This is a genomic window from Paracoccus bogoriensis, assembly GCF_019431455.1.
Taxonomy (GTDB): Bacteria; Pseudomonadota; Alphaproteobacteria; order Rhodobacterales; family Rhodobacteraceae; genus Paracoccus; species Paracoccus bogoriensis.
On sequence record NZ_JAHYSR010000042.1, the window covers coordinates 1 to 12,057 of the forward strand.

At 64.9% G+C, this 12,057-nt stretch carries 13 protein-coding genes; 6 read left to right on the plus strand and 7 right to left on the minus strand.

The annotated features are described in order from the left end of the window. The 3 genes from KY389_RS14710 to KY389_RS14720 form a co-directional block, all read left to right on the plus strand. A partial coding sequence (locus KY389_RS14710; protein WP_219831727.1) for a hypothetical protein occupies window positions 1-190 on the plus strand: 190 nt, incomplete at its 5' end. Then, window positions 187-1,533: a DNA cytosine methyltransferase gene (locus KY389_RS14715; RefSeq protein ID WP_219831728.1), complete on the plus strand. Its 1,347-nt coding sequence runs from the start codon at window positions 187-189 to the stop codon at window positions 1,531-1,533. The genes KY389_RS14710 and KY389_RS14715, both read left to right, overlap by 4 nt. A gap of 2 nt (window positions 1,534-1,535) precedes the next feature. After that, window positions 1,536-2,519 (plus strand): PDDEXK family nuclease, encoded by a 984-nt coding sequence (locus KY389_RS14720; RefSeq protein WP_219831729.1) that lies wholly within the window; start codon window positions 1,536-1,538, stop codon window positions 2,517-2,519. 63 nt (window positions 2,520-2,582) lie between these two features. Here KY389_RS14720 and KY389_RS14725 read toward each other — a convergent pair whose 3' ends face one another. From KY389_RS14725 to KY389_RS14755, 7 genes are all read right to left on the minus strand, one after another. Then, on the minus strand, window positions 2,583-4,367 hold the full coding sequence (locus KY389_RS14725) for a phage terminase large subunit family protein (RefSeq protein WP_219831730.1): 1,785 nt from the start codon (window positions 4,365-4,367) through the stop codon (window positions 2,583-2,585). After that, window positions 4,357-4,866, minus strand: coding sequence for a hypothetical protein (locus tag KY389_RS14730; RefSeq protein WP_219831731.1), 510 nt, complete (start codon window positions 4,864-4,866; stop codon window positions 4,357-4,359). The genes KY389_RS14725 and KY389_RS14730 overlap by 11 nt, the downstream gene beginning before the upstream one ends. 360 nt (window positions 4,867-5,226) lie before the next feature. Further along, a complete protein-coding gene (locus KY389_RS14735) occupies window positions 5,227-7,230 on the minus strand; it encodes a PriCT-2 domain-containing protein (RefSeq protein WP_219831738.1) in 2,004 nt (667 codons plus the stop codon). Further along, window positions 7,231-7,890 carry a bifunctional DNA primase/polymerase gene (locus KY389_RS14740; protein ID WP_219831732.1) on the minus strand — a complete coding sequence of 220 codons (660 nt, stop codon included), beginning with the start codon at window positions 7,888-7,890 and terminating at the stop codon, window positions 7,231-7,233. A gap of 3 nt (window positions 7,891-7,893) precedes the next feature. Beyond that, window positions 7,894-8,223: a hypothetical protein gene (locus KY389_RS14745; RefSeq protein ID WP_219831733.1), complete on the minus strand. Its 330-nt coding sequence runs from the start codon at window positions 8,221-8,223 to the stop codon at window positions 7,894-7,896. Then, window positions 8,220-8,465 carry a hypothetical protein gene (locus tag KY389_RS14750; RefSeq protein WP_246588171.1) on the minus strand — a complete coding sequence of 82 codons (246 nt, stop codon included), beginning with the start codon at window positions 8,463-8,465 and terminating at the stop codon, window positions 8,220-8,222. The genes KY389_RS14745 and KY389_RS14750 overlap by 4 nt, the downstream gene beginning before the upstream one ends. A 12-nt stretch (window positions 8,466-8,477) precedes the next feature. Then, on the minus strand, window positions 8,478-9,128 hold the full coding sequence (locus KY389_RS14755; protein WP_219831734.1) for a molybdopterin-binding domain-containing protein: 651 nt from the start codon (window positions 9,126-9,128) through the stop codon (window positions 8,478-8,480). A 186-nt stretch (window positions 9,129-9,314) separates the two neighbouring features. On the opposite strand from KY389_RS14755, the gene KY389_RS14760 reads away from it, so the two are divergent. The 3 genes from KY389_RS14760 (at window position 9,315) to KY389_RS14770 (ending at window position 11,937) form a co-directional block, all read left to right on the plus strand. Then, window positions 9,315-10,430 (plus strand): site-specific integrase, encoded by a 1,116-nt coding sequence (locus KY389_RS14760; protein WP_219831735.1) that lies wholly within the window; start codon window positions 9,315-9,317, stop codon window positions 10,428-10,430. Between the two features lie 32 nt (window positions 10,431-10,462). After that, window positions 10,463-11,362, plus strand: coding sequence for a hypothetical protein (locus KY389_RS14765; protein ID WP_219831736.1), 900 nt, complete (start codon window positions 10,463-10,465; stop codon window positions 11,360-11,362). Between the two features lie 359 nt (window positions 11,363-11,721). Next, the gene (locus tag KY389_RS14770) at window positions 11,722-11,937 is read left to right on the plus strand and encodes a hypothetical protein (protein ID WP_219831737.1); all 216 of its coding nucleotides are present in this window, start codon (window positions 11,722-11,724) and stop codon (window positions 11,935-11,937) included. Window positions 11,938-12,057: the final 120 nt, after the last annotated feature.

The following is a 12,057-nucleotide window of genomic DNA, read 5'->3' on the forward strand; positions in this document are numbered from 1 at the left end:
ACGCTCCGGCGCTGACGGCGGCATGATCCCGCTGAAGCATAGGCAGGCGCATATCACCCAGCGAGGTTCGCTGTACCGTACAAGTTTCCTCTCCACATCGCTCAAATCACGCGATAGGGTCGCGGTGCAGATCTACGACTACATCTTGTGGGCCTTGTCGTGGGCTGTAGAGCAAAGGATGAGCGCATGAAGGAAAGGTACCGCGTTGTATCGCTGTTCTCAGGCGCGATGGGTCTCGACATCGGCCTTGATCAGACCAACCGGTTTGAGCTCTTGGCTGCTGTCGAGGTGGAGCCAAGCTTCTGCGAGACAATCTCCAAGAACGTAACGGCAGGCAGGGTAAGCGGGAGCCCCGCAGTTCTATGCCGCGATATCTCTGAACTGACCGTGGACGAGCTGCTGGAGACTATCGGCGTAGCTCCCGGGGAAGTTGACCTTCTCGTCGGTGGGCCGCCGTGCCAGTCGTTTTCAACTGCAGGTCGGAGAAAAAGCGTCCAAGACCCTCGGGGCACACTGCTCTGGGATTTCTTGCGCTTCATTGAAGGCCTGCAGCCCAAGTTTTTCCTTATGGAGAACGTTCGCGGCCTAGTTTCTGCTGCACTTAAGCACCGACCCATAGCGAAGCGTCCGGAAAAGGGTGGTCCGCCCCTTACGGCAGAAGAAGAACCTGGTTCGGTAATTCGCCTTTTTGCAGATGACCTTCAAAAGATTTCTGGTGGGCCATATCACATGGACTGCTTTGAAGTAAATGCAGTCAACTATGGTGCTCCTCAGCTAAGAGAGCGAGCCTTGTTCATCGGTAACCGGTTCAACGTGGAAGTGGACTTCCCGAGCCCCACCCACGGGAGCCACGATGTCGCGGATACGCCAGATCTGTTTTCCCGGAGCGAACTACAGCCTTGGCGTACTCTGGGCGATGCCCTTGCGGGCCTTAACAGTCCTGGTGATGTCATCATGGATTTTAGCCCCCGCAAGAAAGGCTTCCTTAGAATGGTGCCGCCGGGGTCAAACTGGAGAAGCCTGCCTGATGAAGTGCAGCGGGAGTCAATGGGCAAGGCTTACTTTGCAAGGGGTGGGCGCTCGGGATGGTGGCGTCGCCTTAGCTTCGATCTGCCATGCCCGACTCTGGTAACGATGCCAAACCATGCAAGTACTTCGCTATGTCATCCCACAGAGACACGCGCGCTTAGTCTTCGTGAGTATGCACGAATTCAGGAGTTCCCTGACGATTGGGAGTTCTGTGGAACAACATCTCAGCAATATGCTCAGGTCGGAAACGCCGTTCCAGTTCGTCTCGGAAGGGTTGCGGGCCAGGTGATTGCGTCCGCCTTGGACTCGCTCGCAAAGAACGGTTGGAGGGCTCATCCCACTCCGCCTGAACGTTTCCGCGTGATCTATATTCAGTCCCACGTTAGGACGCGCCAGTGGTTTAAGGCGGGCAAGACGTTCGTGCGTGATAGCTCTGGCTCTTCAGACGACACGAACTACGCGGCCCCTGTAACGCGGAAGAAAATTAAAGCTTTTGGAGTTTAAGGATGGCTAGAGGTCACCCCGGTCTGCCAAAGAAGGTTGCCCCTGTGGTCTTGAGAAAGGCCGACATCTTTCGAGATCTTGCTCGTATTGATTCTGATCCAGCAGCCCGGCAGCGTGTCCTCGATATGGAAACCGACTTTCGGCGGCGGATTTCCAGCCATATTGCCGCGCTTCCAGCGTCAAGCTCTCAATTTGAGAAATTCAATACTAGCCCCTTTGTATTGATGTTCTACTCCAAGCAGAATGGCTACAGCCATGTCTCGGAAATTGAGAAGGACATAGTTCCAGCAAAGGTGTTCTCTTCTATGGAGACGTCTGCTGGAAGGATGGTCGAAACAGTTGTCTTGCCCGTGTATGGCTGGCAATTGGTTCCGTCGACGATGCACTCGGTGGAATCTGTTCTGGATGGGAAAAGAGTCGCGCCTGGTCAGACCCTGTACGTGGCAACGCTGAAGAGCGGTCCTCGGTGTCTAAATGATGAAATGGCTAAGGATATCGGCGTCGACGTTGTGACGCATTCACCTGACTGGGCGAATGCGGCGGGTGCAAATACAGTAGAGTTCACCTATGGCGTGCTCTACGGGACAAAGCGTCAATCGAATAAGAAGGACTGGCATATTCTTCGGAATATCGGGCAGGTTGTTACCCCGCCTGCCCAGATTATATCTCCCTGTACTGGGAACTGGAATATTTCGTATAGGTCTCAGCAACTCACAGTCAAATCAACGGTGCGCGTCGGCATCGAGTGGTGGGACTACCTAGGGGGTCCAGGAACGTGGGTTGAGTTATGCGTCGCATTGATACGGGCTTGCATCGTCCCCAGCAATTCCGTCCGGCAACCATCCACGTACTCGATCAGTGACCTTGAGTCTATTGTTCGCCTCGACTCGCTGCCAGCGGACTATAACGTTGCTCTCTTGCAGTATAGCCAATTAGAGTGGCTTCTATTTCTTGCAAGGCACTTCTGCGATGAAATCCGCCCCTGAGGGCCTTCGGAATCACGGGGAATGACTGAAAGCTATCGGCTCAGAGCATCCACGGCGACCTGATCACGCGCCCCCCTCGGCTACCTGCCGCACCGGCACCGACGCCACCCCCTCCACCTCTTCGTTCAGCCTGAGTCCCATGCTGATCAGCCCGTGCAGGGCGGCGTGGGCGTAGACGAAGGTGTCGAGGGCCTCGTTGCGCTCGCCGTCGCGCTTGGGTTGCCAAGATCGGATGGGGCGACCGCGCTCGAAGCGGGTGACGACGCGCTCGGCGGTCAGCTGGCGGAAGTAGTCAGCGTCGAGGCGGCGGGGGAAGTGGATCGCACCGGGGCCGGGCTCGGTGAGGCGCAGGCGGGCGTAGACGGCGTCCTTCACGGCATCGACGCCGACGATGAAGAGCGGGATCTTGCCCTTGTTCGTGCGCGTCGGGCGGCGCGGCCAGACGGGGATGCCGGGCCCCCCGCGGCCCTTGATCGCCCAGATGCGGCGGGCGAGGCGGGTGCGGCAGAACTCGTAGGCCATCTTGGTGTGGTGCCCGCCGGTGTCGATGGCCGTCGCGCGCACCGGCAGGTCGAGCCCCGCGGGATGCGGGAAGGTCGCCTGCAGCACCATGTCGAGATCAGACCAGAGGCGCGGCCCGGACGGGTCGCCCCAGAGCACGCGGTAGTCGATCACCCACGCTTCCTCGTCGCGGCCCCAGCCGAGGATCTGCACCTCGATCCGGTCGCCCTGCACGTCGACGCCGGCGGTCAGCACGGCGACCGAGGCGGGCAGCGCCTCGCCCCAGTCCTCTCGGCGGGCCATGAGCGGGTCGGCCGGAACGGTGTCGCCCGCCTGGTCCTCCCAGGACTCGCCCAGCTTGGTGTTCACCCAGACCTGCAGGCGGGGCGGGTCTTTGCGGACGCGGCCATGCTCGGCGGCGATCTCGGCCCATGTCTCCCATGGGGAATAGAGCGCGGAGAGGTGGAAGCCCGCGGTGCGGCCATCGCCCTCGGCCGTCGCGCGCCACTCGCCTGCCGCCAGCAGGCGGGGCTTGTCGTGCTCGTGGTGGATGCCGCCGCAGGCCTCGCAGATGAGATGCGCCTGGTCGCGCCGCCCCTCGGGCCAGCGGATGCGCGCCCAGGTGATCGGCGCCATGTGGCCGCAATGGAGGCAGGGGACGTGGTAGTATCGCCGGTCGCTGTCGAGGAAGGCCGCCTCGATGCGGGAATGGCCCTTCAGCGTGGGCGTCGAGACCATGTAGATCTTGCGGCGCCCCCGGAAGGTGGCGGTGCGCTGGATCGCCAGATCGACCGGATCGCCCTCGCCATCGGCGTCGCCCGGATAGCCGTCCACCTCGTCCAGGAACAGATACCGCACGGGCGTGGAGCGCAGGCCGACGGCGCTGTTCGCCCCGGTCATCACCAGCTGGCCGCCGGGGAAGGACTTGCGGAACAGGCTGTTGCCGGCATCGCGGGAGCGGGGCGCGGCGACCAGGTCGCGCAGGGCGGGCGTCGCCTCGATCATCGGGTCGATCCGGACGGTGGTGTTGCGCCGCACCATGTCGAGCGAGGGCATGACCAGCATGGCGATGCCGGGCGCATTCTGGATGATGTAGCCGAGCCAGTTCAGCCCGGCCTCCGAGCCCCCGGTCTGCGCGCCCTTCATCAGCACGACCCGCTCGTAGGGGCTCGCCGTCGAGAGCGCGTCCATCACCGCGCGCAGATAGGGCGTGCTGTCGGTGCGCCAGCGGCCGGGCTCGGCCGAGGTGGGCGGCAGGATGCGATGACGGTCGGCCCAGTCCGAGACCGGGATCGGCGGTTCGGGGCGGATGCCGCGCCGCCACGCGAGGTCGATGTCAGGCACCATCGCCAAAGCTCCCGAGCGGCAGGTCGGCCAGATGTTCGAGATGCTCGCGCATCATGCGGTCGAGGGCGGCGAAGGTGGCGCGGGGATCGGCGCCGAGCTCGGCGGCCAGCAGCGGCGCCGTGCGCTGGACCCACGCCATGTGCGCGTCGCGTTCGGCACGGGCTCGCGCGAAGACCGTACGCGTGGCGGCGGCGGTCTCGACCAGCTCGCCCCTCTCACGCTCGTAGGCGAGCTTCGCCCGCTGGACCTTCACGATCTCATGCAGACGCTTGGCCTCGGCCAGCGTGGTCGGATTGCGGGCCGCGCTGGCGGCGCCGCCCCGATTGCGCCGGGCGGGATCGAGGTTGTTCTCGATCCAAGTGAGCCCCACCGCCACGTCGATCCGCCCGTCCGCGCGGACCGGCAGCCCCTCGGCCACCAGCTGCGAGATGCGCCCCTTGGTGAGCCCCACCCGCGCGGCGAAGGCGGTCTTGGTCTCGGCGCCGTCGAGTTTAGTCATTTACGCCCCCTGACGCTGGCGGGCTCATGCGCTGCGCGTCCCCACATACGGATCGGCCCCGAAGGAATCGCCCGGTCACCCGCGATCCGCCGTTTCCGTCCGCTCACGACGGTTCTGAAGTTTTCGCGGGCTGTGCCGTCCGTCCCCGTCCGTTGACGGTTTGTCTGGTGGGTTTGGTGGATCTGGTGGGTCTGTTTCGGCCCGCTCCTGTAAACTGTCACGTCATGCGTGGTGATGTGATGCGTGGCGTTACATGCCCCGACATTCCACGCCGCCGCCATTTTCTGCGACATACAAAGAAACCGGCCGGAACAAATCCACCAAATCCACCAAACCCACCAGACAGATCGGGAATCCGCGTCACGCATCGGCATTGCTCCGGAAACTTTCAGAACCGTTGTTGATCGTCGCGGCGCCCGGCTCCGCGTGTTGCAGCTGCCAGCGCGTGTGCCCTGCCGATACGCCCGCTTCGACGATGCGCAGCCCGCCCACGATCCGTTTCTGGTGCGATCCGATCCATATGCCCAGCCGCCTGCCGTTGATCGCGCCGCCTTCGCCCGCGACCCGCAGCAGGGCCTCGCGGAACTCGGGATGCACGAACTCGGCGCGGCCGTAGAGCTGGGGTCGCTGCTCGGTCGCACGCGCGATCACATCGCGGACCGTGGCGGGCTGCATCCCGATCACCTCGCGCCAGCCTTCGAGGACCGAGGTCAGCGCCTCGAGCTTCGGATCGGCGCCGCGCAGCGCCTCGATCGTTTCGCAGGGATCGGCCTCGCCGAGCCAGATCAGGGCGTCGCGCACCCAGCGCGACCACTCGGCGAAGGAGCCGAGCGGCGTGCGCTGCTGCGGACGACCGGCGATGTGGAAGGCCCGCAGGACGGTCAGCCCGGCCGTGACGTAATCGCCGCGCCCCGCCGTTACCATGGCAACGGGATCGCGGTCGAAGGCGCGCAGTTCGGGCCGCTCCACGCCAGGGTCGAGCGTAGCGCGCAGGGCGCGTCGGGTCATGTCGCCCTCGAAGGTCAGGTTGTTGCCGGTCGCGAAGATGGCGGCGTTGCTCGGCACCTCGGCGTTCAGCGACTTGCCGAGGATGCGGACCTTGAGGCTGGTCTGTGTCAGCGTCTGGCAGAGCAGCTCGCCGCCCAGCGGTTCCTCGCAGTTGTCGATGGCGATCAACACGTCGCCCGCGATCAGCGCCGCGTCCAGCCGCTTCTCCATCTCCTCCGCGGATTTCCCCTGCGCGATCACCGGCGCCGGACGGGCGGTGGCGATCAGGCTCGCGAGATCGACCAGCATCGACTTGCCGCTGCCCGCGGTCGGGGCGTTGAAGCCGTGCAGCGGCGCCGTCGGCAGCGAGCGGCGGATCAGAGCGGTCAGGATGGCCGAGAGCGCGACCGCGCGATCCGCCTCCGTGACGAAGGGGAAGGTCGAGATCAGATCCTTGAGGAAGCCAAGGGCGCGCTGCGCCATGTCCCGGTCGGGATCGCGCGGCAGCGCGGGGAACCGGAAGTCCTGCGGATCGAACAGCAGCCCGGTCTGCGCGTCGTAGCCCGGCAGGTCGAGGATCGTGCCGTCCGGCCGCAAGGTCGGGGCGTTGACGATGCCGGTCAGCACCGGCAGCCGCCACTGGCCCTCGCGGGCGAGGAAGGTTTCCGCGACGCGATGCGGGCAGTCGGTGGTCACCCAGTCGCCCTCGCGCTTGTCGTAGCGCTTCCATTTCGCCGCGCGGGTGAAGGCCTCGGCCATGTGATGCGCCTTGACCGCGACCAGGCGCGGCGCATCCACCGTGCGCCCGTCCGAGACGGCCACCGGCACCATCGCCGGCCGCACCACCAGGCTGCCGCGCTGATAGTAGCCGAGACCGGCCTGCATCAGCGCGCCCTCGGCCATGTCCACGCTCTGGTGCAGGAAACCCGCGCGGAGGCGGATCACCGGTCGGCCGTCGGCGTCGGCCTCGTCCTCGTCGGCCGTGTCGATGGGGCGCGTGTGCGAACGGCGGACCCGCTCGATGCGCTCCGCGCGCCATCCGTTCTGCCGGGCGAGCCAGAACAGCGTGCCCACGGTGACGTTGCGCACACCGGCGAAGCTGTCCCATTTCCCGGCGGTGTAGTCGGGATCGTTCTTCGAAGCCTGGCCAGACCAGCTTTCCCACAGGTCGCGGCCGTCGGGTCCGAGCGCGGCGTAGAGCGCGAGTCCCACCTTGATCCAGTCGTCGTAGGGCAGGTCGTCGTTCGGGATGTGGGCGACCGCCTCCTCGACCAGTTCGCGCGAGGGCGGCTCGTTCCGCTTGAGCCCCGCGGCCTTGCGGCCCTCGCGCTCGATCTCGCGGCGATCGGCGGTGCTGTAGCCGCCGACCTTGCGCAGCTACGTCTCGGCCGCAGCGATGAACGCCGCGCACCGCTCCCTGGTGACCGGCGGCAGTTCGTGCAAAGGCACGTCGAGCGGCGAGCATTCGGGCCAGCGATAGGGCGCCTTCGTGTCCGGGTGGATGCCGAAGGCCACGAACTGCTGTCCCGTCGCCAGCACCTCGACGCGCGCGACAGTGCCGTCGAGCATGTGGAACTCTGGCGTCTGGATCTTGTCGAAGGGCTCATCGGTGCGGAAGGTCAGCAGGATCTTCGGCGCGCGCCCGATCCGGTAGCCGGGCGTCATGCCGAGCATCTCGGTCGCGATGCAGGTCACCCGGTGGGCGTGCTGGTGGTCGAGCACGTCGATGTCGATGCCGACCAGCGTCCCGCAGAGCAGGCCGGTGTTGGTGCAGTTGCGCTGCGCCGTCGTCCAGCGCGCGATCTCGGCCTCGTCGGCGCTGGCGCAGACCGTCTCCCAGCCCTTCATCATCGGCCGCTTGCCTGCGGCCTTCATGGCGACATGCGCGCCCAGCACCGGCACCGGGCGATAGCTGTGGCGATGCAGCCGCAGGCGCAGGTCGGTCAGCTCTTCGGCTGCCATCGGGGCGGGTGCCGAAGCGGAGGCGTCCGCCTCCGCCTCGGCCGCGGACCCTGTCACGCGGATGACGTCCTCCATGGTTCACTCCCCGTCCAGGACCCAGGCGGCGAAATCGTCGTTCCAGTGCTCCTCCGGCCCTTCGCCGCTGCCGACGAAGCGGACATGCCCGTAATAGACCTTGCCGGTCAGACGCCTCGGGTCGCGCTCGTAATGCGCCACGCCGCGCAGATCGCAGTCGAGTTCGGCGCGCAGCCGGTCCATCGCGATCAGGCAGCGGTCGGCCTCGCGATGGGTGTCGGTGCCCGGCACGGCCGAGGTCAGCACAAGCAGCAACGCCTCGCGGCAGGCGCGCAGCCGATTGCCGATCACCACATGATCGTCGGTCGAGAGGGGAGCCCGGAAATCGCTCATCGCGCGGCCTCCTGGCTCTCGATCCAGTCGAGAAGGCGCGACTTGCGCGCGCAGATCACGTTGCCCATCCGGAAGGTGGGCATGCGCACCTTGGCCTCGCTGGCGTAGTAGTAGACCTTCCGCCGCTCCTTCGCGTCGCCGAAGACGAAGACCGCAATGGCGTCCGCGCCCCGCAGCAGATCGTCCGCCAGCGCCGGGCAAGCCTCTCCCGTGGCGGGTCCGGCCCGCATTCCGTCCTGCATGTTCCTGTTCTCCTAGGTGCGGATCAGCGCGCCCAGCGGGTTGATCGTTCTCTGGCTGACGGCGAAGGTGACCATGGCGTCGCCGCCCTCGTGAAATCCCGATGCCTCCATCAGCTTGCGCAGCTGCGTCTTGGGCGGCGCGAAGCTTGCGATCATCACGGTCCGGTCGGGCAGCAGCCCGTCGCTGGACCCGGCGAGGGAGACGGACGCGGTATGGAACCGCCGCTCAACCTCGATCTTCATGAAGGGGAGCATCACGCCGCCGAGGGCCGCATCCAGCGCACCGTCCCGGGCCGCCGCGATCAGGCCGGCGAGCATCTCGCCTAATGTCGTGACCTGCGTCAGCGCCCGCATCGCATCGGGCAGCGGCAGCCAGGCATCCTGCTCGTCCTCGGGCATCGTGTCCCGGCTGTGCAGCTCCTCGACGGGGAACGCCCAGAACCGCTGCGACGCCGCGACGGAGTCCTTGACCTGATCGGCCGCCATGATCGCGAGGAGCAGCCGCGCGCAATCCTCGGGCGTCATGTCGGCCGCTCCTGGCCCACGCCCGCCCGTCGAGATGAGCCGCGCCTGCCGCAGCGCGCGCGCGATCACCGCCACGGTCTGCTCGGGCATCGGCAGAACCTGCGCGAGCGTGGGGACGAGATCGCTGAGCTTGGCCATGGCGGCGGGGTCTCCTGAGCTTGTTTCGGACCATAAGTCCAAAACCTCTGGCGCACAAGGGGGTTTCGGGGTAAAAATCCGATACCAGCTTCCGAGGCGGTCGGTTTCGCCTCGCAAGGCCCGCGAAAGCATGGCAATGCGGAAGGCTGACGAGGGTCAAGGCATTGTCGGGAAGGGAGAATTCGGATGGCGACGATCCGGAAGCGAACGCTGCCCTCGGGCCTGGAGCGCTGGCAGGTGGATTTCACCGACCAGGCCGGCAAGCGCTGCTCGAAGCTGTTCCCGCGCCGCAAGGACGCCGACGTCTATCTCGTGAAGGTCCGCTCGCTGGTCGCCAACAACACCTATCTGGCCGACGGCGAGAGCATCACCGTGGCCGACGCCGCCAAGGCGTGGCTCGACCATTGCGAAGTGCGCTGCAAGACGGGTCGGCGGATGGAGCGGTCCACGTTGCGCGGCTACAGCGACCATGTGCGCCTGCACATCACCGATCCGAAGGTCGGGATCGGGGACAAGCTGATCGCTCAGCTGACCCGCCGCCACGTGAACGAGTTCCGCGACCGGCTGCTGCTGAACGGCCGATCCGAGCATCTGACCCGCCGCGCCCTCTCGACGCTGAAGCTGCTGTTCGACCACGCCATCGACAACGGCCAGCTGTTCACCAACGCCGCGCAGGGCGTGCGGGTGATCAAGTCCAGCCGGATCGAGCACAAGGCGCCGGTGCCCTCGAAGGAGACGATCCGCGCGCTGATCGAGGCGGCGGACGACGATTTCAAGCCGCACCTGATCGTCTCGGCTCTGACCGGCCTGCGGGCCTCGGAGCTGCGCGGTCTGCGCTGGCAGGACGTGGATTTCGAAAAGGGCTTCATCCACGTGCGCCAGCGCGCCGATGCCTACAACCAGATGGGCGAGCCGAAATCCCGCGCGGGCTATCGCGACATCCCGGCCGGGCCGATGGTGCTGAACGCCCTGCGCCGCTGGAAGCTGCGCTGCCCGAAGAGCGACCTCGGGCTGGTCTTCCCCGCGCCGCGCGGCGGGATCCTCCAGCACACCAACACGCAGGCGCGGTTCCGCAAGCTGCAGAAGCAGGTCGGCGCGAAGCTGCGCTGGCACAACCTGCGCCACTTCGCGGTGTCGCTCTGGATCGAGCAGGGCTTCACGACCAAGGAGGTGATGACCTTCGCGGGCCATTCCTCGATCCAGATGACCATGGAGCGCTACGGCCACCTGTTCCCGTCGCCCGACCACCAGAACGCCATGGCCATGGTCGAGGCGAAGCTGCTAGGATTACGCAGTAAATAGCTTTAGCGGTTTGGCGGGAGTGACGGGTCGCGATGGAACTGACGGCGTTGCAGGGGGATACGTGGACAAAGCGCATGGCGCGCATCGGGTTTCCAATACTTGTCGAATACGCCCGCCAGCGTCGCGAGATCACGTATGGAGAATGGGATGACGAAATAGTGCGGCGAGGCTTGGGGAGCCACGTCCACCTAGCCCAATATGGATATCCCGCGGGAAGCATCGGAGATGCGTGCGAGGAATACTCTGAAGAGGCAGGGGTGGACGTGCCTTTGATCAACCTTATGGTCGTCAACAAGGGGACCAGAGTTCCGGGGTCCGGCTCCCAATATTACATCGAGCAGTTTTGCCGCCAATTTTTGGGACGGAAGGTCGCCCCCGAGCGGCTGAGCGTACAGGAAAAACGAGCGATCATCGAACGGGCACTGGAAGAAATATACGACTTCCAAGGCTGGGATCATGTTCTCGGTGCCTACGGTCTCTCGAAGACCAGAAAAAAGCGCACATCTCCAGCGTCCAAAAAGAAGCGACGTCGACCCAACCCGAAGGGATGGCATACCGGCCCCGAAAGCGATGAGCACAAGGCCCTGAAGCGTCGCATTGCCTCTGAGCCGGGGTTGGTTGGCTTGGCGCGCGACGGTGATGGAGCGCAAGAGTTTCGGTTATGGTCAGGGGATGAGGTCGATGTATATTTCGGCTCAGTCTCTGTCGGAGTCGAGGTCAAGACCGCATCCGCAGGGTTTGATGAACTGCATCGCGGCATTTTTCAATGCGTGAAGTATCGAGCAGTGTTACGTGCCCAACAGATACATGACCGCGTCATTCCTACCGCCGACTGCATTTTCGCGACAGGCGGTCGGCTACCAGACGAATTGCGCGACCTCGCCCAGCTGCTAGGCATCCGCTTCGTGGATGGCTTGGGAGAGGAGACTTGAATTCCCGCTACATCCCAGCCGTTTGCGGCTGTTCCGTGCGACACGACGCCGACGTTGCGAGCCTGAAAATCGGCTAACCATCAGAAATAACGTAGTTATTTCGGACCCAAGGGTGGCCTCATACCTGAAGGTCACAGGTTCAAATCCTGCCCCCGCAACCAAAATCCCCAAATAATACAGTCGCTTAAGAGCCTCCCGAACGGGAGGCCTTTTGCGTTCCGCGCCCGTGTCAACACTGTGTCAACAAAACCCCGGCGCCGCATGGCAGCCGATGACGGCGATCCGCTGCGCACCCTTCGCTTGACCAAACCGCGTTCCCGAGCCTGATGGTCCCCCACACCACCGCGGGAGACCCTCCAATGCTCCAGTCCAACGATGCTGCACTCGATGCCTTCCTTGCGGCCAAGGCAGAGATTGATGACCTGCTGGAGCGCCTCATCGCGTTGAACCAGGATCATTTTGCGCGCCACCCCGACGAGATCTACCAAGGCGACGTCGCCACCCTCAACCGTTACCGCGACGGCCTCCGCGAAATCACCGACATGGCGTTCCGCGAGGGCGAGTACGCCACCTGATCCTCACTCCGCCGCCGTCGCGATTCCATCCAGACGCACGGCGAGGGGATGTCCCGATGAATGTTGAAATCGGGTCGGGGCAGCGTTGCCGGGCTCATGGTTAGGCGGCCGCTGCGGTGT